This is a genomic window from Rahnella sp. GSA61A (assembly GCF_019969905.1).
GTDB lineage: Bacteria > Pseudomonadota > Gammaproteobacteria > Enterobacterales > Enterobacteriaceae > Rahnella > Rahnella aceris.
Window position 1 is genome coordinate 40,475 of record NZ_JAHXYO010000019.1, and the last position, 24,753, is coordinate 65,227.

Sequence of the window (24,753 nt, forward strand, 5' to 3'; positions counted from 1 at the left end):
CTTCCAGACAAGTGTTTTTTTTGTCTGAAATTTACGACCGACATAAAAAAGGCTCCCGAAGGAGCCTTTTACAGACAGCAAGGTTATTACTGTTGCTGCGAATTATTCAGGGTTAGCATCAGCCCTTCACGGCGCATCTCCGCTGCTTCTGCCGGTTTATGCAGCTTGTCCAGCGCATCAGCCAGCCAGGCGTAATCATACGCGTCAGGACGCTGTTTCAGCGCCTCACGGAAGGCTTCGCTCGCCTGTTGCCATTCACCGTGTTTCATCAGCAACTGACCTAGCGTGCTGCTCAGCAGCGGCGTTGTGCCATTCTGTTTGATCAACTGACGCAGTGTTTTTTCCAGTTGCTCAGGATTACCCGAACGCAGCTTCGGCATCAGCGCGACCAGCCGATCGTCGTACTGGCGTTTCAGCCCGTCGAGGATCACTTCCTGTGCCAGATCCTGATCGTTGCATTCAATCAGATGCGTTGCCATTGCGACCTGCAGGGCCACTTCATGACGGGTTTTACGGCTCTGATCTTTCCACCAGCGCTTCAGGCCTTCGCTGCCTTCTTCAGCCATCAGCTGATTCATCATGCCGATATAAGCCTGCTCCTGAAGCACACGAATTTCATCGTCGGTATGAATATCGGCTTTCGCCATCGACGGTAAAATCTCCAGCAGTGAACCGTAAGCGCCGGTCAGAAGATAAGCCTGCTCTGCCAGACGTAAAACTTCCGGATGACGTGGCGACTGACCCAGCAAACGGTCAACGCCGTGGCGTGCTGCGTGAACTTCACCTCTGGCCAGCTGGATACGTACGCGGGTGATATCGACCGGCATCTGGTCGATATCCGCGATTTCTGCCGCCCGCTCCAGATACTGATTGGTGCGGATATCGTCGCCGCGCTGCTGCGCCGCTTCCGCTGCCAGTAAATAGTTCACCACCGGCTGTTCGGCGTGATCAGCATTGCGCGCCAGCAATTTCTCCATCTGACGATGATCGCCTTCCGCCAGCTTGAGCATAGCTGCGTGAGTTTGCTTACGCGCTTTAGAGCTTTTGCGCCCGGCAAACCAGCCGCGGGTACGGGCACCGGTACGCAGAACGCGGCGCAGGATCCATTCAATCAAGAACAGCACCACAATCAGCACGATCAGCATGATGACTAAACCGGTGACGCTGGTTTCAATATTGTAATTGTCGGTTTGGATCAGGACATAGCCCTGATGGCCGGCCAGAATCGGGCCGACAATAATCCCGGCAAACACAATCAGGAACAACACGAAAACTCGTAACATGTGTTATTCCCCCTGCGTGGCGGCGGCGGGCTGCTGAAGCAGGTTACGCACGCGGGTCTGCATCAGTTTTTCCAGCATCGGCTGGCTTTTCAGCTCCTCCGGCACGTCCATCGAAACAGATTGCTGGCTGAGATTGTCCAGTTCTTCAAGAAACGCTTTGGTCGAAGGATCGGACGTATCAAAGTAGGCGCGAACCCAGGTTGAGACGCTTTCCAGCGACTGTTTGTAGACTTCATCCTGATGACGCGGAACGGCTTGTGCGGCAATCAGCAGACGCGAGCGAATATTCTCGCGCAGGTACACATCCTGATTCGGTGCCAGGAGCGGTTCTGCGCTGCTATCACGGCGGCGAATGGTGATGAAGTCATCCATAAAGTTGTGCCAGCTTTTGGTCAGGTTCTGACGCCATTCGGTCAGAGAGCTGGACAAGCTGGAACTGTCATTGTCCATCGGGGAATCGTCAGTATCATTGTCGGCCAGACGCAGGTTATCCACCTGATTCGATAGCTGATTCAGCTTGAGAATGATGCCGTCGAAATCGACCTGCGCAACGGCAGAAAGGCTGCCCACGTCTTCGTTCAGCGCACGGCGCACGTCAATCAGGCTCGGATCGTTCATGTCGGCCAGGCTGGCATCTGCGCTTTTCAGCAGTGCGGCAGCGGTGGTGACATCCTGATCGCTCCACAATTTGCGGCCAGCGAGTTTCACCAGATAATCGGCCTGCGCCAGTAACCAGGTTTTGGCATCGCTGCCGGAAATGCTGGCGACTTTGTCTTGTAGCTCATTTAGCTGACGACCAAACGAAGCCTGCTGACGATCGGCCTCTTGCCGGGTTTTTTGCTGCTGAGCGAGCAGATCAGCGATTTGTTGTTTGTCCTGCTGCTGGGTTTTTTGCAGCGCATCGAGTTGTTCAGAAAGCGCTTCATCTGAGGCAACCTGCGCCAGCGACTGCTGGTGGCCGTGATAATAGAGACCGGCGCCAAGCGCGATCACCAATACAATTGCTATAGCACCCAGTACCGGCGCGGTGCGTTGCTTTTTCTGCAACGTTTTCAGCGTCTTGTCCAGGTCGGAAGCGTCTGGCTGGGGGCTCTCAACCGCTGGGGAGATAACAACATTCTCATCCGGCGCGGAAGGATTTTTTTGTTCCGTCATTTTGGCACATCCCTTAGTCAGGTAGTTGTAATGCGCGGATCAGCGCATCATTGTCTGCATTCTCAGCAACCCGAATTGCGCTCCAGCCAAGCTGGCGTGCAAGGGCTGCCAAACGTTCACTGACCACCACCAGATTACAGCGCAGTAACCATGAATTTCGATAGTAATCAGGAACTAACTGGTACAACTGTTGCAGCATTTCTCCGCTGGTCACGACCAGCGTATCAACTCCGGCCCGTTGCCAGAGTGCACTCTGTTCACTGGCATCGTAGTAAACCGGGCTGCGCTGATAACATTCGCAGTAAGTGACATCGACACCGCGTTCTGTCAGCGTTTCGGCTAACAGCTCCCGTCCGCCATTACCGCGCAATATCAGCGCTTTTTTACCCTGTATGCGTTGCAATGCCGGAAGATTCAATAGCGTCTCGCTGGTTTCGCCATCCTGAGGATAGAGAACCGGCAGGCTGCTGACCCGGTGGAAAATCAGGCCAGTGGTGCGACCAATGGCAAAATAATTCACGGTGTCCGGCCAGTTTGTGGTGGACTGGCGCAAAGCCCGGTCAGCGTAACTGACGGCATGTTGCGAGAGCACGAACACCAGATCTTGCTGATTTAATGAGGATAGCAGGTTCGGAAGCGATGCGAGCTGGTTCCCCGGTGCAAAATCAATCAGCGGGGAATGGAAGGCAACCCGCCCCAGAGCGCGCAGCCGGCTAACCAGTGCTTCTCCTGCCGGAGAGGGGCGGGTGACCAGAATGGTCATTTAGGCACGTTCCCCTGATAGACCTCATGCAGGATTTCGCGCGCGCCGTTGGCGAGCAGCTCTTCTGCCAGGTCGACACCCATGCGGTGCGCGTTAGCGGCCGGACCGCGACGTTCTCCACACACCATCTGGCTGCCATCCGGTGCGCCGACCAACGCACGAAGCCAGAGCTCGTCACCTTCCAGCTCGGCATAGCTGCCGATTGGCACCTGACATCCCCCTTCAAGACGCATATTCATTGCCCGTTCAGCTTGCACACGTAACGTGGTTTCACGGTGCGCCAGTGGTGCCAGCAAGTCGCGGGTAGTTTGATCGTCAAGGCGGCATTCGATACCGACGGCACCTTGTCCTACAGCGGGCAGACACTCTTCCGGTGTCAGTGCGTAAGTGATGCGGTTTTCCAGACCCAGACGTTTCAGGCCAGCGACAGCCAGAATAATGGCATCGTATTCACCGTTATCGAGTTTGGATAAGCGGGTGCCCACATTGCCGCGCAGATCACGAATCACCAGATCAGGACGTTTCTGACGCAACTGACACTGACGGCGCAGGCTCGATGTTCCGACAATACTGCCTTGTGGCAAATCCGCCAGACTGGCGTACTGATTGGAGACGAAAGCATCACGCGGGTCTTCGCGTTCACAAATAGTGACCAGTCCCAGACCTTCCGGGAACTCTACCGGCACGTCTTTCATGGAATGCACGGCGATATCCGCACGGCCATCGAGCATCGCCAGTTCAAGCTCTTTGACGAACAAACCTTTGCCACCCACTTTGGCCAGCGGGGTATCTAAAATGATATCGCCTTTGGTCACCATTGGAACCAGTTCCACCTGCAAACCGGGGTGACAGGCCATCAGCCGGCTTTGAACATATTGTGCCTGCCACAAAGCCAGCGGGCTCTGGCGGGTGGCAATTCGAATGATTTTGTCTACCATGTTTGATACCGTTTAACTGTCTCTGTGCCCATCCTACCACTGACAATAGAAAGCTGTCAGCGTAAGAAGCCATTCGTAAAAGAAGGTTAACGGGTGTTGAAGAGATTTGTTCCGTTTCGGAACAGACGGTAAAATCCAGAGAAGCGGAAGAGTAATTGTGGTGCGTTACTTTCTTTACGGTCAAACAGCAAGGTGTTAAATTGATCACGTTTCCAGCAATTATTCGTCAACTATTTGCACAATCGCGGTTGTTCAAAGCATAAGCATCACGATAAATGACGGATTTGGAACGGGGTTCTTTCCAGACACATAATCAGGCGAAACGTCTTGTACCTCTACATCGAGACATTGAAGCAAAGATTGGATGCGATCAATCAGTTACGAGTAGATCGCGCACTGGCAGCAATGGGTCCTGCGTTTCAACAGGTCTACCAGCTGCTTCCTGTCTTTTTACATCAACATCACCCTCTGATGCCGGGATACCTTGAAGGTAAGGTTCCGCATGGTATCTGTGTTTTCACGCCTGATGAATCCCAACAAACCTACCTGACTGACCTTGAAGATAAATGGGGCAGCGCGCTCGAACCTCTTGTGAAAGGTGAATTGCCTATCACTGGCGTGTATTCCATGGGCAGCACCTCTTCCATTGGCCAGAGTCAAAGCTCTGATCTGGATATCTGGGTCTGCCATCAGTCCTGGCTCGATAACGAAGAGCGTAACCGCTTACAGCAAAAATGCAGCCTGTTAGAAAAATGGGCGGCCTCGCTGGGCGTAGAAGTCAGCTTCTTCCTGATCGACGAAAACCGCTTCCGCCACAATGAAAGTGGCAGCCTGGGTGGTGAAGACTGTGGTTCAACGCAGCACATCTTATTGCTCGACGAGTTCTACCGTACCGCCGTCCGTCTGGCCGGTAAGCGTATTCTATGGAATATGGTGCCGGGTGAAGAAGAAGCGCATTACGACGAATATGTGCTTTCGCTGTATGCGCAGGGCGCACTGACGCCAAACGAATGGCTCGATCTCGGTGGCCTCAGTACGCTGTCAGCGGAGGAGTATTTCGGCGCGAGTTTGTGGCAGTTGTATAAAAGTATCGATTCTCCTTATAAAGCGGTGCTCAAAACGTTGCTGCTGGAAACATACTCCTGGGAATACCCTAAAACGCAATTGCTGGCGATGGATATTAAACAACGCCTGCATCAGGGTGAGATCGTCTGCTTCGGGCTTGATTCCTATTGTATGATGCTCGACCGCGTGACCCGTTATCTCACCCAGATTGAAGATTTCACCCGCCTTGATTTAGTCCGCCGTTGTTTCTATTTAAAAGTCTGCGAAAAACTCTCCCGTGCACGGGCATCGGTTGGCTGGCGTCGTGAAATTCTCAGTCAGCTTGTGGCTGAATGGGGATGGGATGAAGAACGTCTGGCTATGCTGGATAACCGGGCGAACTGGAAAATCGAGCGTGTGCGCGAAGCGCATAACGAACTGCTCGATGCCATGATGCAAAGCTATCGCAACCTGATCCGCTTTGCCCGTCGCAACAATTTAAGCGTCAGTGCCAGCCCGCAGGATATCGGCGTGCTGACCCGTAAGTTGTACGCCGCGTTTGAAGCGCTGCCGGGCAAAGTCACGCTGGTGAATCCGCAGATTTCACCTGATCTGTCAGAAAGCGATTTAACCTTTATTCATGTGCCGATTGGCCGGGCGAACCGCACCGGCTGGTATCTGTATAATCAGTCGCCGTCGATGGAATCTATCGTCAGCCACCAGCCGCTGGAATATAACCGCTATCTGAATAAACTGGTGGCGTGGGCCTATTTCAACGGACTACTGACGTCCACGACACGCCTGCATATTAAAAGCGGCAGCTTGTGTGATATCGCCAAACTGCGCGAACTGGTGGCAGATGTTTCGCACAACTTCCCGCTGCGTCTGGCGGCACCGACGCCAAAAGCGTTGTACAGCCCGTGCGAAATTCGTCACTTAGCGATTATCGTTAATCTGGAACACGATCCGACCGCAGCTTTCCGCAATCAGGTGGTGCATTTTGATTTCCGTAAGCTGGATGTTTTCAGTTTCGGGCAGAATCAGCAATGCATGGTCGGCAGTATTGACCTGCTCTATCGCAACTCATGGAATGAAGTGCGTACGCTGCATTTCAGCGGTGAACAGGCGGTGCTTGAAGCGCTGAAAACTATCCTGGGCAAAATGCATCAGGATGCTGCACCGCCGGAATCGGTAGAAGTGTTCTGCTACAGTCAGCATTTACGTGGCCTTATCCGTACGCGGATTCAGCAACTGGTGTCGGAATGTATTGAGCTTCGCCTGTCGAGCAAACGACTCGAACCCGGGCGTTTCAAAGCCGTGCGTGTTGCCGGGCAAACCTGGGGACTGTTCTTTGAACGTCTCAGCGTTTCTGTGCAAAAGCTGGAGAATGCGATCGAATTCTATGGCGCGATTTCCAACAACAAACTGCACGGTTTGTCGGTGAAATTGCAGACCGATCAGGCGCATCTCCCCGCTGTGATTGACGGCTACGCCAGTGAAGGGATCATTCAGTTCTTCTTCGAAGACAGTTCGGATGACATCGGCTTTAATATCTACATTCTTGATGAATCCAACCGTGTTGAGGTCTATCACCACTGCGAAGGCAGCAAAGAGGATCTGGTGCGCGATGTCAGCCGGTTCTACTCGTCTTCCCATGACCGGTTTACCTACGGCTCAAGCTTTATTAACTTCAACCTGCCGCAGTTCTATCAAATTGTGTCGCTCGATGACCGGATTCAGGTGATCCCTTTTCGCAGCAATGCCCTCTCTGCCGCCTGCGCCACCTTGCCTGAAAGCGACGTCGAACCTTCGCGGCTGAAGCAGCAATTCCAGTTGCATTAGAAAAGGTGTCCATATCACGGACATGTGGCAGATTATCCGGCTTTCCTGCGCTTTAAACCCTGAAAATGTGCCCGGGGGTTTTGTCGATTCCTGTTGCTTTTCATGATCCACCTGCGATTATAGAGAGCTTGGTCGCATGAATTACGGGCATTCATAAAATGAAAAACGCTTTACGCTGGTCTCTGGCCGCGACAATACTCTTTTCTCTCTCCGGTTGCGGACTTAAAGGGCCGTTGTATTTCCCACCGCCGGAAAAATCAGCCACGCAAAAAACCAGCAATGTTCCGGGTACGGCGAACGATGGTTCGTCGCAGGAAAAAGGGGTATCACCAGAAAGCCTCACGACGAACTCCAGAGATTGACCAGCAAATTGTCGGGGGTTTCGTGCCATGCTGGCAGAACCCTCTTCTTAAAGGATCATCGCGACTGGATTTGACCAGCGGTAAACGGAGTCAGTTATGCAGTTCTCCAAAATGCACGGCCTGGGTAACGATTTTATGGTCGTTGATGCCGTCACTCAAAATGTCTATTTTTCTCCCGAGTTGATCCGTCGTTTGTCTGACCGTCACCGTGGCGTAGGTTTTGACCAGTTACTGGTGGTGGAACCTCCTTACGATCCCGAATTAGACTTTCATTACCGTATTTTTAACGCGGACGGCAGTGAAGTCGCGCAGTGTGGTAATGGTGCGCGCTGTTTTGCCCGCTTTGTCCGCATTAAAGGTCTGACAAACAAACGTGATATCCGCGTCAGCACGCAGACCGGCCGCATGGTGCTGACTGTCACCGAAGATGAAGAAGTGCAGGTCAACATGGGCGAGCCGGTTTTCGAGCCGCAACAGGTGCCTTTCCGTGCAGCGAAACCGGAAAAGACCTATATTCTGCGTGCAGAAGAGCGCACAGTATTTTGCGGTGTGGTGTCGATGGGAAACCCGCATTGCGTATTACAGGTGGATGATGTGCTGACAGCAGAAGTCGAGGTTCTCGGACCGATGCTGGAAAGTCATGACCGTTTTCCTGAGCGTGTGAACGTCGGTTTCATGCAGATCCTCAGCCCGGAAAGCGTAAAATTGCGCGTGTACGAGCGCGGTGCCGGTGAAACACAGGCATGCGGAAGTGGTGCCTGCGCGGCTGTGGCGGTTGGCATTCAGCAAGGTTTACTCGCAGAAGAAGTTCAGGTGGAACTGCCGGGAGGCAGCCTCGACATTCGCTGGAAAGGGCCGGGTCATCCGCTTTATATGACCGGACCTGCCACTCATGTTTACGACGGATTTATTCATCTATGAACAATCTTGATGACCAGATTGAACCGGTAATAGCTCTCGACGATGACAGCGTGATGCAATATCTGCTGCAAAACCCGGATTTCTTTATTCGCAATGCGCGCAGCGTCGAGCAGATGCACGTACCGCATCCGGTGAAAGGCAGTATTTCGCTGGTTGAATGGCAACTCGGACGTCAGCGTCATCAGATTGCCCAGCTTGAAGAAGAAATTACCTTGCTGATGGAGCAGGCTTCGGTCAACGAAGCGTTGTTCGGGCGGATGATCGAGCTTCAGGCCACGCTTGCGGCGGCCAGCAGTTTGCAGGATATGCTTAACCGCCTGCAACGCTGGGCACGCAGTCTGGGGCTGGCGGGCGCCAATGTGCGCTTGTTCAGTGAAGGCTGGCGCATCGGCGCGCCATCAGATTTCACTCATCTTGCGGTGAGCCGCAGCGCGTTTGAATCCATGCGCATCCAGCGTCTGGGCGAAACGCCGCATTATCTCGGCGGCCTGAACGGTCCGGAATTACTGCTGTTATTGCCGCAGGCGAAAGCCGTGGGTTCCGTCGCACTGTCGCTGATGGGCGAACAGGGTGAGCTGGGCGTGCTGATTTTCAGCAGCCGTGATCCCCAGCATTATCAGCCAGGAATGGGCACGGTGCTACTCAACCAACTGGCAAAAATGTTACCTGGCCTGCTGGAACGCTGGATCGAACGCGTATGAATCACACCGAATCGCCTCTCTATCCTGCAGTCGAGGCGTTTCTGCGTTACCTGCATGTTGAACGCCAGCTCAGTCCGCTTACCACCACCAATTACAGCCGCCAGTTAGAAGCCCTGATCGTCATCTCCGGCGAGATCGGTATTTCCCACTGGCAGCAACTGGATGCGCCAAAAGTCCGCATGTTACTGGCGCGCAGTAAACGCGCCGGTTTGGGGCCATCCAGTCTGGCGCTGCGCATGTCTTCGCTGCGCAGCTTTCTTGACTGGCTGGTGCGTCAGGGCGTATTAAGCGCCAATCCTGCCAAAGGCATTTCCACGCCGCGTTCACCCAAGCATTTGCCAAAAAATCTTGATGTCGATGAAGTGAATAAACTGCTGGACATCGATCTCAATGATCCGCTTTCCGTGCGTGACCGCGCGATGCTGGAAGTGATGTATGGCGGCGGGCTGCGTCTTTCGGAACTGGTGGGTATCGACTGCAAACATATCGATATGGCCTCCGGCGAAGTGCGCGTGTTGGGTAAAGGCAGCAAAGAGCGCAAAGTGCCGATCGGGCGAACGGCTGTCACCTGGCTCGAACACTGGCTGGAACGCCGCGCTGATTTTAATCCGCAGGATGACGCGATGTTTTTGTCGAGCAAAGGCAGCCGTATTTCTGCGCGTAACGTGCAAAAGCGGTTTGCTGAATGGGGCGTGAAACAGGGCGTTAACAGCCATATTCATCCGCATAAACTACGACATTCTTTTGCCACGCACGTGCTGGAATCCAGCGGGGATCTGCGCGCGGTACAGGAACTGCTGGGGCACGCGAATCTGTCCACCACCCAAATCTATACCCACCTCGACTTTCAACATTTGGCGACGGTTTACGACGCCGCGCATCCCCGCGCAAAACGAGGAAAATCCTGATGAAGTTCTATCGTCCGCTGAAACGCATTGAAGCGATCACCTTCGATTTAGACGACACGCTGTATGACAATTACGACGTTATCCGCCGTACCGATACCGAAACGCTGAAATTCATGCAGGGTTTCCATCCGGCGCTGACGGATATGGCACCGGATACTGTCCGCCTGATGCGTGCAGAATTACTGGCGCAGGACGCGGAGATTTATCACGACGTCACCGAATGGCGCCGTCAGGCGGTTTTGCTGGCGATGACCCGCGCGGGTCTGAGTCGCAGTGAGGCTGAACAGGGCACCAAAGCCACAATGGAAACCTTCGCGAAGTGGCGCAGCAGGATTTATGTTCCGCAGGAAAATCACGACGCGCTGGCGGCGCTGGCCGAACGCTGGCCGCTGGTTGCTATCACTAACGGCAATGCCGATCCGCACGCCTGTGGTCTGGCGCAATATTTCCAGTTTACGTTGCGGGCGGGCGATCATGGCCGTGCCAAACCTTACGCCGACATGTATAAAAAAACGTCGATGAAGCTGGATATCCCGCTGGAAAACATTCTGCATGTGGGCGATGACCTGACGACAGACGTCGCGGGCGCGGTGCGTTGCGGGATGCAATCATGCTGGATTAATTTGCGCGAAGGCGACCTGATGCACATTAACGATGCCCGTCTGTTACCGCATATTGAGATTTCGCAGTTGGCATCGCTGACAGCATTGCTATAATCCCTTCTTAAATTACTCTGTATAAATTCACAGTGGAAATGCATTCGCGGCGATAATTTTCGCGTGAGTGCTTTTCTCATCTGACAAACGGTGCCTATGGACGTTTCTGACCTGCTCGACAGCCTGAATGAAAAACAACGTGAAGCCGTGGCCGCGCCGCGCAGCAATCTGTTGGTGCTGGCCGGAGCAGGCAGTGGCAAAACCCGCGTGCTGGTTCACCGCATAGCGTGGTTGCTGGCGGTAGAAAAGTGCTCGCCGTATTCTATTATGGCCGTCACATTTACCAATAAAGCGGCGGCAGAAATGCGCCACCGTATCGACCAGCTGATCGGCACCAGTCAGGGCGGCATGTGGATTGGTACCTTCCACGGCCTTGCGCACCGTTTGCTGCGTGCACACCATTTAGACGCCAATTTGCCACAGGATTTCCAGATCCTCGACAGTGATGACCAGATACGTCTGATCAAACGCCTGATCAAAGCCCTGAACATCGACGATAAACAATGGTCCCCGCGTCAGGCGATGTGGTACATCAACGGCAAAAAAGACGAAGGTCTGCGCCCGCAGCATGTCGAAACCTACAACAATCCCGTTGAAGCGACCTGGTTACGCATTTATCAGGCCTATCAGGAAGCTTGTGACCGTGCCGGGCTGGTGGATTTTGCCGAGCTGTTGCTGCGCGCCCACGAACTCTGGCTGAACAAGCCGCATATTTTGCAGCATTACCGCGAACGTTTTACCAACCTGATGGTGGACGAATTCCAGGACACCAACAGCATTCAGTACGCGTGGATCCGCCTGCTGGCAGGTGACAACAATAATGTGATGATCGTGGGTGATGATGACCAGTCGATTTACGGCTGGCGCGGTGCGCAGGTTGAAAACATCCAGCGCTTCCTGAAAGATTTCCCGAATGCGCAAACCATCCGTCTGGAGCAGAACTACCGTTCAACCAGCACTATCCTGAAAGCCGCCAACTCATTGATTGAAAACAACAATGGACGTATGGGTAAGAACCTGTGGACCGAGGACGGCGAAGGCGAACCGATTTCACTCTATTGCGCATTCAACGAACTGGATGAATCGCGCTTTGTGGTTAACCGCATCAAAACCTGGCAGGACAACGGCGGTGCGCTGAAAGATTGCGCCATTCTTTACCGCAGCAACGCCCAGTCGCGTGTGCTGGAAGAAGCCTTATTGCAGATGGCGATGCCATACCGTATTTATGGCGGTCAGCGGTTCTTCGACCGTCAGGAAATCAAAGATGCGCTGGCGTATCTGCGATTGATGTCGAACCGCAATGACGATGCCGCTTTTGAGCGCGTGGTGAACACACCGACGCGCGGCATCGGCGACCGCACGCTGGATGTGGTGCGCCAGACAGCACGTGATCGTCAGATGACCATGTGGCAGGCCACCCGTGCGCTGTTGCAGGAAAAAGTGCTGGCAGGTCGTGCGGCATCTTCACTGCAACGCTTCACCGAACTGGTTGACGCACTGGCGCATGAAACCTCAGATATGCCGCTGCACGTGCAGACTGACCGGGTGATTAAAGATTCCGGCCTGTTCATCATGTATGAGCAGGAAAAAGGCGAAAAAGGGCAGGCGCGAATCGAAAACTTAGAGGAACTGGTGACAGCAACACGCCAGTTCAGCTATCAGGATGAAGACGAAGATCTGATGCCGCTGCAGGCGTTTCTGTCCCATGCCGCGCTGGAAGCGGGCGAAGGGCAGGCGGATGCCAATCAGGATGCGACGCAGTTAATGACACTACACTCGGCGAAAGGGCTGGAGTTCCCGCAGGTGTTTATCGTCGGCATGGAAGAGGGCATGTTCCCGAGCCAGATGTCGCTGGAAGAAGGCGGACGTCTGGAAGAAGAACGCCGTCTGGCGTATGTCGGCGTCACCCGCGCTATGCAAAAATTGACCCTGACCTACGCGGAAACCCGCCGTTTATACGGCAAAGAAGTGTCTCATCGCCCGTCACGTTTTGTCGGCGAACTGCCGGAAGATTGTGTCGAAGAAGTCAGGATGCGCGCCAGTGTGTCACGCCCGATGAGCAACCGCAGCGTCGGCACGCCAACCAGCGTCAGCGACACCGGCTTCAAACTCGGCCAGCGCGTTGTGCATCCTAAATTCGGCGAAGGTACTATCGTCAATATGGAAGGCAGCGGCGAACACAGCCGGTTACAAGTGGCGTTCCCGGGCGAAGGGATTAAGTGGCTGGTCGCCGCCTACGCCCGCCTCGAAGCCGTCTGATTTTTAACTCCCTCCCCTGCGAAGGGGAGGGTTGGGGTGGGGTATTAAGGTCAAAAACCAACGTTTAAGCGCGCTTAATCTCCTGTTTTGTCTGTAAAACCCCCTCCCATCCTCCCCCTTCGCAGGGGGAGGAGCCGAAAGGTCAGAGGCTAAATGTTTCACCCACTTCGGCTTTCGCATACCATTCCAGCGTTTCTTTGACCCCTTCTTCGCCTTCCGGCGCGGTGCCTGGCAGATAATCCTGTTCCTGAACTGGCTGATACGCACCGTGTTTCACTTCAAAAATCACGCCGCCTTCGTCGAGAGATAGCACGCTGTGCCAGGTATTGGCCGGGATTTCCAGCAGACGGGTTTCTGCGCCGAGCCACAGTCGGTCGGTGACTTCGCCGCTGTTATCGTAAATCAGTACCAGAAAGCGACCACGCAGGGCGGTCAGCATTTCCCAGGTGTGTGGATGGCGGTGAATGCGCACATAAGTGCCGGGTTCCATGGCGATGGCCAGACGCTGAACGTCATCTTCAGGCGCCGGATGCATATTCAGATTTTGACGCAGTCGCGGTGAATGCGCCGCCTTGGTGATCAGGTCGCATAACGTATCTTGGTTTATCTGCTTAATCATTTTGGGTATCTGAAAAGTGAGGGGAGATCAGGGCATTGAGTGTAGCCAAAAAAGCACCATCCGATAAGCCGGTAAGGTTATCAGGCCAGCCTGAAATTTATGCATAAATGTTGCCAGAATAGATTTGTTCGCGGTTGACAGTCTTTTTATTCCCGGCGTAACATGCGCGCACTATTATCAATGAGGAACTTCGCCTTGGACACACCCAGTAGATACTGGCTCAATAACCTGTTCATTAGGTACCACTTCTAAGGCCCTCCTCTTTGCTGATGGCCTTAGTGGTTGTCAGCGACCCCCGTTCTGTCGCTGTGAGTCAGATCTGAATTTGGTCTGAATTACGCCGGTGACAATTCTCACCCCGTGATTTTTTGTGCTTCAACGCGTTGTCCACTTTCTGTCATTTTTGGGAGAACGGGCACATGCTGAGTGCTTTTAAATTAGAAAACAGCCGCTTATCCCGTTTAGAGCTGGACGAGTCAGACGATCTCAAAACCTCATTGTGGGTGGATTTGGTCGAACCTGACGAGCTGGAGCGTGAGCGCGTTCAAAGTGAATTAGGGCAAAGCCTGGCGACACGTCCTGAACTGGACGACATCGAAGCTTCTGCACGTTTCTTTGAAGATGAAGACGGCCTGCACATTCACTCCTTCTTTTACTATGAAGATGCCGAAGATCATGCCGGCAACAGCACCGTGGCATTTACCGTGCGCGAAGGTCGTCTGTATACCCTGCGTGAGCGCGAATTACCGGCATTTCGTCTCTACCGTATGCGTGCCCGCAACCAGACGCTGGTTGACGGCAACGCCTATGAACTGCTGCTGGATTTGTTCGAAACTAAAATAGAGCAACTGGCGGATGAAATTGAAAATATCTACAGTGATCTGGAAAAACTCAGCCGGGTGATCATGGAAGGGCATCAGGGCGACGAATACGATGCTGCACTTTCCACGCTGGCAGAACTGGAAGATATCGGCTGGAAAGTGCGTTTATGTCTGATGGATACCCAGCGCGCGCTGAATTTCCTGGTGCGTAAGGCTCGTTTACCCGCAGGTCAGCTTGAGCAGGCGCGTGAAGTATTACGCGATATCGAATCCCTGTTGCCGCACAACGAATCCCTGTTCCAGAAAGTTAACTTCCTGATGCAGGCGGCGATGGGTTTTATCAACATCGAACAGAACCGCATTATTAAGATTTTCTCGGTGGTTTCGGTGGTGTTCCTGCCGCCAACGCTGGTGGCTTCCAGTTACGGGATGAACTTTGAATTCATGCCGGAACTGAAATGGTCATTCGGTTATCCGGGCGCGATTGCGCTGATGATCCTCGCCGGGCTGGCGCCTTACCTGTACTTCAAACGTAAAAACTGGTTATAACCGACCATGCTGATGGAAAGGATGGTTCCGGCGGGGCAGTGGTTTATCCTCGTCGTTTCCTCACTGATTCTGGGCATTATTTTTCAGACCTTCCACGTTCCCGCTGCGCTCCTGCTCGGGCCGATGATTGTCGGCGTCGTCATGGGTTTATTGGGTGCCAGCGTGCGTATTCATCCGCTGTTCTTCAAAATATCGCAGGGCATTTTGGGCTGTATGATCGCGCAAAGTCTGTCGCCCTCGATTCTGCCACCGTTACTCAATGACTGGCCGCTGGTGCTGATGGTGCTGGTGGCGACGCTGCTTGCCAGCGGACTTTCCGGCTGGTTGCTGGTACGTTTTAGCCAGTTACCCGGCCCGACCGGCGCGTGGGGTTCATCACCCGGCGGTGCCAGCGCCATGGTCGCGATGGCCGGTGATTTCGGTGCGGATGTCCGTCTGGTGGCGTTTATGCAGTATCTGCGCGTGTTGTTTGTTGCCACGGCTGCCGCATTTGTTGCGCGTATGGCTATGGGCGACAGCGCATCGCTGGCGGCGGCAGTGGTCTGGTTTCCGCCGCTCACCTGGCGTTTCTTTGCCACGCTATTTCTGGCAGTAGCCGGTGTCTGGCTGGGGCCGCGCCTGCGTATCCCTTCCGGCGCGCTGCTGCTTCCGGCCATTGTCGGCGCGGTTTTGCATTCCACCGGAACGGTGACCTTAGAAGTGCCGGAATGGCTGCTGGCGATGGCGTACACGCTGATTGGCTGGAGTGTCGGGCTGCGCTTTACACGTCCGATTTTCAAACTGGCTTTACGTACGCTGCCTCAGATGATTGCCTCGATTATCGGGCTGATGCTGATTTGCGGGGGCATGGCATGGGTGCTGACCAAACTTTTGCACGTCGATATACTGACGGCTTATCTGGCGACCAGCCCGGGCGGGCTGGACACCGTGGCGATTATTGCGGCAGGCAGCCACGCCGATTTAGGTTTTGTGATGGCGATGCAGACGCTGCGTCTGATCACCATCCTGGCAACTGGTCCCGCGATGGCGCGCTTTATCTCACGCAGCGCTGTGTCCGCTTCTTCCTCGTCGTAAACGCCCCTGCGTATAGAGCGCATCGCTGATAAAGCACAGCAGTCCCACCCAGATAAAGCCGAAGGTGATAAGTTGTGAGGTGTTGACGGTTTCACCGTAAAACACCACGGCCAGCAGGAACATCAGCGTTGGCCCGAGATACTGGAAAAAGCCCAGCGTGGAGAGCTTCAGCCGGGCAGCGGCGGCGGTAAAGAACAGTAGCGGAATGGTGGTGATAATCCCGGCCGCCATCAGCAATAAATCCAGAGACCACGGATTCGCTGCCAGATTGCTGGTCTGGCTGTGGGCAATAAAGAACAGATAAATCCCGGCCACCGGCAGTAACCAGAGGGTTTCAATCAGCATCCCGGTTTGCGAATCCACGCCTATTTTTTTACGCAGCAGGCCATAGAAGGCGAATGTCAGGGACAGCCCGATGGCGATGACCGGCACGGAACCAAATACCCACACCTGCACCAGCACCCCGGCGAAAGCCAGCGCCACGGCGAACCATTGCAAACTTCGGAATCGTTCACGCAAAAACAGCATGCCAAGCACCACATTCACCAGCGGATTGATAAAGTAGCCGAGGCTGGCTTCCAGAATGTGATTATGATTAATTGCCCAAATAAAAATCAGCCAGTTCCCACCGACAAGCAGGGCGGTAATCAGTAACATGCCGATTTTCTTCGGTTGTGCGAATACCCGGCGGACATCGCCCCAGCTGCGGCTGACGGAGAGCAGCACTAACATAAAGAAGAAAGACCAGATCACCCGGTGAGTCAGAATTTCATCCGCCGGAACCTGTTTGATGAGCTTGAAATACGCTGGCGCGATCCCCCAGATCAGATAGGCGATAAAGGCAAAAATAACACCTTGCCGGGTACGGTGTGCGTCCATGTGGGTACCTGAAAAAAGAGTAAGGAAAGAAGCGGAGTTTACCTGATCTCAGCCCACCATATAGGTCGCCGTAGTGGTCGCGATGTGAATGCCCGTGTCGCTGTGTAAATCCACGCGCGCCACGGAGACTTTGTTCCCGGCACGGATCAGGCTGGCGGAGGCAATAAAATACTCGCCACGGCCCGGACGCAGGTAATCAACGCGTAAATCGATGGTGCCCATTTTGGATAAACGCTGACGCATTTCGGCTTCCAGTAACGGGTGATCAGGTTTGTCGCGGCGGATCAGTGAACTGGTCACACAGACCAGACCGGCGGCGACATCCAGCACCGCAGCAATTACGCCGCCGTGCAGGATTTTTTGTGCGGCATTGCCCACCAGTTTTGTCTGGTTGGTAAATTTTAACTCTGCGTAGTCGCAGTCGAGACGTTTCAGCTCGAGGCCCAGTTCGCGGTTAAACGGCATATCGTAAACGAAAATATTGCCGATCAGTTGCAGGGCAGCCTCGTGGCTGAGAGATGAAGCAGACATGAATAAATTCCTGACGAAAACGAGTGGACAGTATGTTCGCCGAAAAAGTTAACGAAGTGTTGATTTTAGGTGCGGGCAGGAAGGATTTCTACACAGCGAAGGATAAATGTATTCAGTACTCATCTAGAAATGTATTTGTGTGTAAAATGCCCTGCTTTGAGATTTCCGGATTTTAGTCAGCGCGTGGTTGGCCGGGCAGACGGCATATTTTCAAAAATAATGAGTCGATAACTTTAGGGTGAGGGTAAGGAATAATGCGTAAAAATTGGGCTGTCGGAGCCGCCATGCTGGCGATGCCAATGCTGGGACACGCCGCAGAGGCCACTGTGCAGGAAGTGCATGATAAACCTGCGGTACGCGGAAGTATTATTGCGAATATGTTGCAGGAGCACGACAACCCGTTCACATTATATCCTTACGAACAAAACTACCTGATTTACACTGATACCAGCAATATCAACAAGAAAGCCATTCAGTCTTACGACTGGGCAGATAAAGCACGCCATGATGAAGTCGAGTTCCAGCTCAGCCTGGCGTTCCCGTTGTGGCGTGGAATTGCGGGTGATAACTCGGTGCTCGGTGCGTCTTATACGCAAAAATCATTCTGGCAGCTTTCCAACAGCGGCGAGTCTTCACCTTTTCGTGAGACCAACTACGAGCCACAACTTTTCCTCGCCTGGGCGACGGATTACGATTTCCTCGGCTGGACATTGCGCGAAGCAGAATATGGTGTCAGTCATCAGTCTAACGGCCGCTCAGATCCGACGTCCCGCAGCTGGAACCGTGTGTATGCCCGTTTCATGGCGCAAAACGGTAACTGGCAGGTGGATTTAAAACCGTGGTACCGCATCCCTGAAAGCGATGAAAACGACGATAACCCGGACATCAACAAATACATGGGTTATTACCGCCTTAAAGTCGGTTATGCGTGGGGTGACAGCGTGTTCAGCGTGGAAAGCCGTTACAACTGGAATACCGGTTACGGCGGTGCGACGACTGGCTGGAGCTACCCGATTTCCAAACAGGTTCGCTTCTATACTCAGGTATTTAGCGGCTACGGCGAGTCATTGATCGACTACAACCATAAGCAGACCCGTATCGGTGTGGGTATTATGCTTAACGACATCATGTAATTGCGCCATACTTCTGGTTGCAGTTGCGTTGGCCGCACCCGGAATTATTTAGGGTATATTATGTCGGTGCAGTACAGCCCCGGCGGCTTTAGGGCTTAGCCGGGTGGTTTGAACAGTTGGGGAATTGAGTGTCTACGGCGGCAGTGATAAACAAAGAAGAGCTGGCTCATCAGGTATTACGCGATACCTTCGGCTATCAGCAATTCAGACCAGGCCAGCAAACTATCATCAATACCGCCCTTTCTGGCCGGGATTGTCTGGTAGTGATGCCAACAGGCGGCGGTAAATCGCTGTGCTATCAAATTCCCGCGCTGGTGATGGACGGCCTGACGCTGGTTGTTTCGCCGCTCATCTCGCTGATGAAAGATCAGGTCGACCAGCTGATGGCCGCAGGCGTTGAAGCCGGTTGCCTGAACTCAACGCAAACCCGTGAGCAACAGCTGGAAGTGATGGCCGGTTGCCGTGCGGGACGTATCAAAATGCTGTATATCGCGCCGGAACGCCTGATGATGGGCGATTTCCTCGAGCAGCTGCAACAGTGGAATCCGGCGATGCTTGCCGTCGATGAAGCTCACTGTATTTCCCAATGGGGCCACGATTTCCGCCCGGAATATCGCGCGCTCGGCCAGCTGAAACTGCGTTATCCGCAACTGCCGGTGATTGCCCTGACCGCAACCGCCGATGAGGCCACACGTAACGATATCGTCCGTCTGCTGGAGCTGAACGATCCGCTGATTCAGGTCAGCAGTTTCGATCGCCCGAATATCCGTTACACGCTGGTGGAAAAATTTAAGCCGCTCGATCAGCTGATTCGTTTTGTGCAGGATCAGCGCGGTAAAAGCGGCATTATTTACTGTAACAGCCGTGCCAAAGTGGAAGACACAGCCGCCCGTCTGCAAAGCCGCGGGCTGAGCGTCGGCGCGTATCACGCCGGGCTGGATAACGACACCCGCGCCCGCGTGCAGGAAGGTTTCCAGCGCGACGACCTGCAAATTGTGGTCGCCACCGTCGCCTTCGGGATGGGCATCAACAAACCTAACGTGCGTTTTGTGGTGCACTTTGATATTCCACGCACCATCGAGTCTTATTATCAGGAAACGGGCCGGGCAGGGCGTGACGGCCTGCCTGCCGAAGCGGTGCTGCTTTACGATCCGGCTGATATGGCCTGGCTGCGCCGCTGTCTGGAAGAGAAACCGGCGGGCGCTCAGCAGGATGTTGAACGCCATAAGCTGAATGCCATGAATGCGTTTGCGGAAGCGCAAACCTGCCGCCGTCTGGTGCTGCTCAATTACTTCGGTGAAGGCAAACAGAACGCCTGCGGTAACTGCGATGTGTGTCTTGACCCGCCAAAACGCTATGACGGTTTGCTGGATGCGCAGAAAGCGCTGTCGGTCGTTGCGCGCGTCGGACAACGTTTTGGCTTAGGGTACGTGGTCGAAGTGCTGCGTGGTTCGAACAACCAGCGTATCCGCGAATACGGCCACGACAAGCTGACTGTGTATGGCATCGGCAAAGAACACAGCAACGAACACTGGACCAGCGTGGTTCGCCAACTGATCCATCTCGGGCTGATTACGCAAAATATTGCCATGCACTCGGCGTTACAACTGACGGAATCGGCGCGTCCGGTTTTACGGGGCGAAATCCCGTTGCAGTTGGCCGTGCCGCGGATTCAGACGCTGAAAATTAAAAGCAGTGCCAGCCAGAAAACTTACGGCGGGAATTACGATCGTAAGTTGTTTGCTAAATTGCGTAAACTGCGTAAGTCACTGGCGGATGACAATAATGTGCCGCCGTACGTGGTATTTAACGACACGACGCTGCTGGAAATGGCTGAACATCTGCCCGTCAGCGCGAGCGATTTGCTGGACATCACGGGTGTTGGTCAGCGTAAGCTGGAGAAATTCGGCAGGCCATTTATGGCGATGATCCGCGATCACATCGATAACGGCGACGAATAAGAATTCTGTTTCCTACACATAACACAGAGAGTTAATCATGCTGATGCTATTCCTGACGGTTGCGATGGTTCATCTGATCGCGCTGATGAGTCCGGGGCCGGACTTTTTCTTTGTTTCACAAACCGCCGCCAGCCGGTCGCGTAAAGAAGCCATGATGGGTGTGATTGGTATTACGCTCGGCGTACTGGTGTGGGCAGCGGTTGCGCTGATGGGATTACATTTAATTCTGCAAAAAATGGCCTGGCTGCATCAGATCATCACCGTCGGCGGCGGCCTGTATCTGTGCTGGATGGGCTGGCAGTTGATGAAATCAGCACGTGCTAAAAAACAAAACGGCGACGACACTCCGGTAACGCTGCCTGCCCGTGGCCGCACGTTTATGCGCGGGCTGCTGACCAATCTTTCGAATCCTAAAGCTGTTATTTACTTCGGCAGCGTGTTCTCTATGTTCGTTGGCGACAGTGTCAGCGGTGGCGAGCGTCTGGGTATATTTCTGCTGATTGTGGTGGAAACCCTGGCCTGGTTCTCGTTAGTGGCGCTGGTTTTTGCCCTGCCGAAAATGCGTCGCGGATATCAGCGTTTAGCAAAATGGATCGATGGCGTGGCAGGCGTGGTGTTTGCGGGCTTTGGTGTTGCGCTTATCGTGAATCGTTAATCAACGCATTTTGCACATGAAAAAGGGTTCGGTTGATGCCGAACCCTTTTTGCATTTTGCGGCGTTAAACCTTTCTGGCACTCGCCAGCAACACACCCACCAGCATAAACAGCGAACCGAAAATGCGGTTCAGCAACTGCATTTGTTTCGGGGCTTTCACCCAGCCGGCGATACGCGTGGCCAGCGTGGCGTAACCGATCATCACAATGATATCGACAACCACCGTGGTGACGCCCAGTACCACGTATTGTGCAGCCTGAGGCTGGTGCGCAATGATAAACTGCGGGAATAATGCGGCCAGAAACACAATGCTTTTTGGATTGGTCAGGTTCACCAGGATGGCGCGTTTGAATAAACGGCGACGTGGCATACTGCTGGCGAGCGCGCTCAGATCAATCGCACCGGCAGAACGCCACTGGCAAATACCCAGCCAGATTAAGTACGCCGCACCCAGCCATTTGAGAATTTCAAAGGCCAGCAGCGATGATGAGATCAGTGCGCCCAGCCCGATACCGACCAGTACGATGTGGATGGATAACCCGAGTTGTAACCCCGCGATTGACGCCACCGCCCCGCGATAGCCGTGGCTGATGCCCGTACTCATCGTGTTAATGGCACCGGAGCCGGGGGATAAACTTAAAATAGAAGTGGTGAGCAGGTAGGTTAACCACCAGTCAAGTGTCATTGCGAGACTCCCTGAATACGTTTTATGTTGTTTTATGGCACAATACGCCATTGTTTATAATTGCGCTATAACTCACAAATAACACTTTTCCTCCTCCCTGCCTGACGACTTTGGATCATTGAATGCCTGTGAATTTTGGGAAGTGGTTAACACGAGAGAAGGAGTTTTCCGCCTTCGCGACCGGACCTTTGCTGGATTTCTGGCGTACGCGCGAAGAAGGCGAGTTTAGCGGCGTTGACGATGTCCCGATCCGCTATGTCCGGTTCTGTTCCCCCGCGCATGATAAAGTCATCGTGGTGTCACCGGGTCGTATAGAAAGCTACGTAAAATATCCTGAAGTAGCCTACGATTTATTCCATTGCGGCTACGATGTCATGATTGTCGATCACCGCGGTCAGGGGCGTTCCGGGCGTATGCTCGACGATCCGCATTGTGGCCACGTTAAGCATTTTGACGATTATGTTGAGGATTTCGAAAGCTTTTATCAACTGGAGATTGCCCCACGTCAGTACGCGAAAAAGTTCGCGCTGGCACACTCCATGGGCGGTGCGATCCTGGCGCTGTTTCTGGCGAAAAATCCGGACAAGTTTGATGCAGCGGCGTTACTCGCGCCGATGACCGGCATTTATTTGCCGATGCCGGGCTGGATTTCCCGCCGGATCCTCAACTGGGCGGAGAATCGTCCGCTACGCCGTGACGGCTATGCGCTGGGCACCGGTCACTGGCGGCCATTACCGTTTGTGGTCAACCGCCTGACACACAGCCGTGAGCGTTATCGCCGTAACCTGCGTTTTTATGCCGATTACCCTGAGCTGCAGGTCGGTGGGCCAACCTATCATTGGGTACGTGAAGGGATTGAGGCGGGGATGCATATCCTGAAAGAAGCCGAAAAAATCACCACCCCTGTTCTGTTATTGCAGGCGAGCGAAGACCGTGTGGTGGATAACCGGTCCCATCTTGCTTTTTGTCAGGCCATGGCCGTTGCGGGACACCCTTGTGAAGGGGAAAAACCGCTGGTCATTGAAGGCGCGCGCCATGAGATCCTGTTTGAACGGGACGACCTGAGGGCACAGGCGCTGGACGCTATCATGCGCTTTTTTGCGCGACAGCATTAATCCGCGGTTCGCCGCGCACAACTCCATCAGAGGTTAGAACCTAACGCTATGTACCATGTTGTTGCTTCCGATTTAGATGGCACGCTGCTATCACCTGATCATACCCTGAGCCCGTTCGCCAAAGAGACGCTGAAATTGCTGACCCAGCGCGACGTGCATTTCGTGTTCGCCACCGGGCGTCACCATATCGATGTAGCGCAGATGCGCGACAATCTGGAAATCAGTGCATACATGATCACCTCCAACGGTGCGCGCGTGCATAACACCGACGGTGACCTGATTTTCTCGCACAATCTGGATGAAGACATCGCCAGAGACCTGTTCGGCATCATGCATAACAATCCGGATATTCTGACCAACGTTTATCGCAACGATGACTGGTACATGAACCGTGACCGCGCCGATCAGGATGATTTTTTCCGCGAATCCGTTTTCAAATACAAACTGTATGAACCGGGTCTGCTGGAAACTGACGGTATCTGCAAAGTGTATTTCACCTGTGAAGATCACGAAAAACTGTTGCCACTGGAAGAAGCGATCAATGCGCGCTGGGGCGACCGTGTGAATGTCAGCTTCTCACTGCCGGTATGTCTGGAAGTGATGGCAGGCGGTGTATCGAAAGGGCATGCGCTGGAATATGTTTCCAAGCTGATGGGCTATTCCCTGAAAGATTGCATCGCCTTTGGTGATGGCCTGAATGACCTTGAAATGCTGAGCATGGCCGGTAAAGGTTGTCTGATGAGCGGTTCATTGCCACGTCTGAAAGCCGCCATGCCGGATGCAGAAATCATCGGATCCAACGCCGACGACGCGGTACCGCATTACCTTCGTAAGATGTATCTGGCCGAAGAAAGCTAATCGGTTTTGAAGCAAAGTCGTAGAACCAAAGCAGGGCGGTTGTCCTGCTTTGGGATCTGTATCTGCCGCTTTATTGCCGATGCCGCTGAAGCCTAACGTGCCGATGTTGAGGCTGTTTTTATCCGCCGAACTTGTGCTGGCAAGCACCGCGCCATCGAGCTGCGTATGCCCGCCCACCGTGATATCAAAGCCGCCGTCACCGGCATAAATACCGGACTGCTCAACCACCGGGTTGTAGTCGCTGTTCATTTTGTCATTAGCGGCACTGATGCCGCCCGAACCGGTCATGGTGCCGAATGAGAAGCTGGCACCGCCGCTGATGCTCTTCTGGCTGCTGTCGTAATAGTCGCTGTCCTGCAGGCTGCTGATGGTCAGGTCGCCGCCGATATCCGCCACCACGCTGTTGCCGCTCACCTGCGCACCGGCAATCGTTGTGTCGTCGCCGCTGTTAATGCTGATGCGGTTGCCCGCGTCGATGGTGGTTTCGTTATGCTGCGTGCCGTTGCCCGACTCGCTGCCTCTGGAGGCGTTGCCGCTGGCGGAGATGTTGATACCGGCACCGCTCTCGCCCATGCCGATGCCAATCCCTATGGCGCCGCCGCTGCTGCTGTTTTCTCCTTCCAGCCACTGGGTGTTCTGCGAGGAAATCAGGTTGATGTCGTCTGCCGCGTTCAGCGCCACGTCCAGCCCGGCTTTAATCTGGCTGCCGATGGTCGTGATATCGCCGCCCGTCGCGGTTATCGACAGGTTATCACCCGCCGTCAGCGTGCTGCCCGTGGCGGTATTCTGCCCGCTGTGGCTCTCGGATTTGGACGACTGCGTGCCAACCGAGGCGCTGATACCAAACGCCGTGGAAGCATCGCCGGTGGTGGCCTGCGCCAGCGCCGTTCCCCCCGTCGAACCGACGGTGCTGAAACTCTGGCTTTTGAGTTGCAACGGCTGCCAGCAAATTGTGCGGTTCTCCACGAAAATAAAGATGGA

22 protein-coding genes and 1 pseudogene are annotated in these 24,753 nt (G+C 54.0%); 14 read left to right on the top strand and 9 right to left on the bottom strand.

The window, feature by feature from the left end; genetic code table 11:
* Positions 1 to 86: 86 nt before the first annotated feature.
* From hemY to hemC, 4 genes are read right to left on the bottom strand one after another with little or no spacing between them, the layout of a single operon-like run.
* A complete protein-coding gene (gene hemY, locus LC431_RS20455; protein WP_013577524.1) occupies positions 87 to 1,283 on the bottom strand; it encodes a protoheme IX biogenesis protein HemY in 1,197 nt (398 codons plus the stop codon).
* A 3-nt stretch (positions 1,284 to 1,286) separates the two neighbouring features.
* Complete coding sequence (hemX, locus tag LC431_RS20460) at positions 1,287 to 2,438, bottom strand: uroporphyrinogen-III C-methyltransferase (protein ID WP_131638551.1); 1,152 nt, start codon at positions 2,436 to 2,438, stop codon at positions 1,287 to 1,289.
* Between the two features lie 13 nt (positions 2,439 to 2,451).
* Positions 2,452 to 3,201, bottom strand: a complete 750-nt coding sequence (hemD, locus tag LC431_RS20465; protein ID WP_013577522.1) for a uroporphyrinogen-III synthase — start codon at positions 3,199 to 3,201, stop codon at positions 2,452 to 2,454.
* Positions 3,198 to 4,139 carry a hydroxymethylbilane synthase gene (hemC, locus tag LC431_RS20470; RefSeq protein WP_037035462.1) on the bottom strand — a complete coding sequence of 314 codons (942 nt, stop codon included), beginning with the start codon at positions 4,137 to 4,139 and terminating at the stop codon, positions 3,198 to 3,200. The genes hemD and hemC overlap by 4 nt, the downstream gene beginning before the upstream one ends.
* 327 nt (positions 4,140 to 4,466) lie before the next feature.
* On the opposite strand from hemC, the gene LC431_RS20475 reads away from it, so the two are divergent.
* The 7 genes from LC431_RS20475 (at position 4,467) to uvrD (ending at position 12,892) form a co-directional block, all read left to right on the top strand.
* Complete coding sequence (locus LC431_RS20475; RefSeq protein ID WP_013577520.1) at positions 4,467 to 7,025, top strand: class I adenylate cyclase; 2,559 nt, start codon at positions 4,467 to 4,469, stop codon at positions 7,023 to 7,025.
* Positions 7,026 to 7,183: 158 nt separating this feature from the next.
* Positions 7,184 to 7,387 carry a lipoprotein gene (locus tag LC431_RS20480; RefSeq protein ID WP_013577519.1) on the top strand — a complete coding sequence of 68 codons (204 nt, stop codon included), beginning with the start codon at positions 7,184 to 7,186 and terminating at the stop codon, positions 7,385 to 7,387.
* 96 nt (positions 7,388 to 7,483) lie between these two features.
* Positions 7,484 to 8,308 (top strand): diaminopimelate epimerase, encoded by an 825-nt coding sequence (gene dapF, locus LC431_RS20485; RefSeq protein ID WP_013577518.1) that lies wholly within the window; start codon positions 7,484 to 7,486, stop codon positions 8,306 to 8,308.
* Positions 8,305 to 9,009, top strand: a complete 705-nt coding sequence (locus LC431_RS20490) for a DUF484 domain-containing protein (protein WP_013577517.1) — start codon at positions 8,305 to 8,307, stop codon at positions 9,007 to 9,009. Before dapF ends, LC431_RS20490 begins: the two co-directional genes overlap by 4 nt.
* Positions 9,006 to 9,917, top strand: a complete 912-nt coding sequence (gene xerC / locus LC431_RS20495) for a tyrosine recombinase XerC (protein ID WP_112152373.1) — start codon at positions 9,006 to 9,008, stop codon at positions 9,915 to 9,917. The genes LC431_RS20490 and xerC overlap by 4 nt, the downstream gene beginning before the upstream one ends.
* Positions 9,917 to 10,633 (top strand): 5-amino-6-(5-phospho-D-ribitylamino)uracil phosphatase YigB, encoded by a 717-nt coding sequence (gene yigB / locus LC431_RS20500; RefSeq protein ID WP_037035464.1) that lies wholly within the window; start codon positions 9,917 to 9,919, stop codon positions 10,631 to 10,633. Before xerC ends, yigB begins: the two co-directional genes overlap by 1 nt.
* A gap of 96 nt (positions 10,634 to 10,729) precedes the next feature.
* Positions 10,730 to 12,892: a DNA helicase II gene (gene uvrD / locus LC431_RS20505; protein WP_223510287.1), complete on the top strand. Its 2,163-nt coding sequence runs from the start codon at positions 10,730 to 10,732 to the stop codon at positions 12,890 to 12,892.
* A 142-nt stretch (positions 12,893 to 13,034) separates the two neighbouring features.
* Here uvrD and LC431_RS20510 read toward each other — a convergent pair whose 3' ends face one another.
* Positions 13,035 to 13,511, bottom strand: coding sequence for a WbuC family cupin fold metalloprotein (locus LC431_RS20510; protein WP_112152372.1), 477 nt, complete (start codon positions 13,509 to 13,511; stop codon positions 13,035 to 13,037).
* A gap of 419 nt (positions 13,512 to 13,930) precedes the next feature.
* On the opposite strand from LC431_RS20510, the gene corA reads away from it, so the two are divergent.
* A complete protein-coding gene (gene corA / locus LC431_RS20515; RefSeq protein WP_013577512.1) occupies positions 13,931 to 14,881 on the top strand; it encodes a magnesium/cobalt transporter CorA in 951 nt (316 codons plus the stop codon).
* Between the two features lie 6 nt (positions 14,882 to 14,887).
* The gene (locus LC431_RS20520) at positions 14,888 to 15,955 is read left to right on the top strand and encodes an AbrB family transcriptional regulator (RefSeq protein ID WP_370633918.1); all 1,068 of its coding nucleotides are present in this window, start codon (positions 14,888 to 14,890) and stop codon (positions 15,953 to 15,955) included.
* Here LC431_RS20520 and rarD read toward each other — a convergent pair.
* Together rarD and LC431_RS20530 are read right to left on the bottom strand one after the other, a co-directional pair.
* Positions 15,920 to 16,834 (bottom strand): EamA family transporter RarD, encoded by a 915-nt coding sequence (gene rarD / locus LC431_RS20525; protein ID WP_223510288.1) that lies wholly within the window; start codon positions 16,832 to 16,834, stop codon positions 15,920 to 15,922. The two genes, LC431_RS20520 and rarD, sit on opposite strands and share 36 nt — an antisense overlap.
* A 48-nt stretch (positions 16,835 to 16,882) precedes the next feature.
* Positions 16,883 to 17,365, bottom strand: coding sequence for a thioesterase family protein (locus LC431_RS20530; RefSeq protein ID WP_013577509.1), 483 nt, complete (start codon positions 17,363 to 17,365; stop codon positions 16,883 to 16,885).
* Positions 17,366 to 17,619: 254 nt separating this feature from the next.
* On the opposite strand from LC431_RS20530, the gene pldA reads away from it, so the two are divergent.
* The 3 genes from pldA to rhtC all read left to right on the top strand — a co-directional run bounded on the left by pldA (position 17,620) and on the right by rhtC (position 21,114).
* Positions 17,620 to 18,498 carry a phospholipase A gene (pldA, locus tag LC431_RS20535; RefSeq protein ID WP_013577507.1) on the top strand — a complete coding sequence of 293 codons (879 nt, stop codon included), beginning with the start codon at positions 17,620 to 17,622 and terminating at the stop codon, positions 18,496 to 18,498.
* 128 nt (positions 18,499 to 18,626) lie between these two features.
* The gene (gene recQ / locus LC431_RS20540; RefSeq protein WP_013577506.1) at positions 18,627 to 20,459 is read left to right on the top strand and encodes an ATP-dependent DNA helicase RecQ; all 1,833 of its coding nucleotides are present in this window, start codon (positions 18,627 to 18,629) and stop codon (positions 20,457 to 20,459) included.
* A gap of 37 nt (positions 20,460 to 20,496) precedes the next feature.
* A complete protein-coding gene (gene rhtC / locus LC431_RS20545) occupies positions 20,497 to 21,114 on the top strand; it encodes a threonine export protein RhtC (RefSeq protein WP_013577505.1) in 618 nt (205 codons plus the stop codon).
* A gap of 64 nt (positions 21,115 to 21,178) precedes the next feature.
* Here rhtC and rhtB read toward each other — a convergent pair whose 3' ends face one another.
* Positions 21,179 to 21,799 carry a homoserine/homoserine lactone efflux protein gene (gene rhtB / locus LC431_RS20550; RefSeq protein WP_112197605.1) on the bottom strand — a complete coding sequence of 207 codons (621 nt, stop codon included), beginning with the start codon at positions 21,797 to 21,799 and terminating at the stop codon, positions 21,179 to 21,181.
* A 122-nt stretch (positions 21,800 to 21,921) separates the two neighbouring features.
* Here rhtB and pldB point away from each other — a divergent pair, with 122 nt between their 5' ends.
* Together pldB and yigL are read left to right on the top strand one after the other, a co-directional pair.
* A complete protein-coding gene (gene pldB, locus LC431_RS20555; RefSeq protein WP_013577503.1) occupies positions 21,922 to 22,914 on the top strand; it encodes a lysophospholipase L2 in 993 nt (330 codons plus the stop codon).
* A 48-nt stretch (positions 22,915 to 22,962) separates the two neighbouring features.
* A complete protein-coding gene (gene yigL / locus LC431_RS20560) occupies positions 22,963 to 23,772 on the top strand; it encodes a sugar/pyridoxal phosphate phosphatase YigL (RefSeq protein ID WP_037035470.1) in 810 nt (269 codons plus the stop codon).
* A gap of 42 nt (positions 23,773 to 23,814) precedes the next feature.
* On the opposite strand, the pseudogene LC431_RS20565 reads toward yigL, so the two are convergent.
* Positions 23,815 to 24,657: pseudogene (locus LC431_RS20565) on the bottom strand (hemagglutinin repeat-containing protein); the annotation flags it as partial.
* Positions 24,658 to 24,753 lie beyond the last annotated feature (96 nt).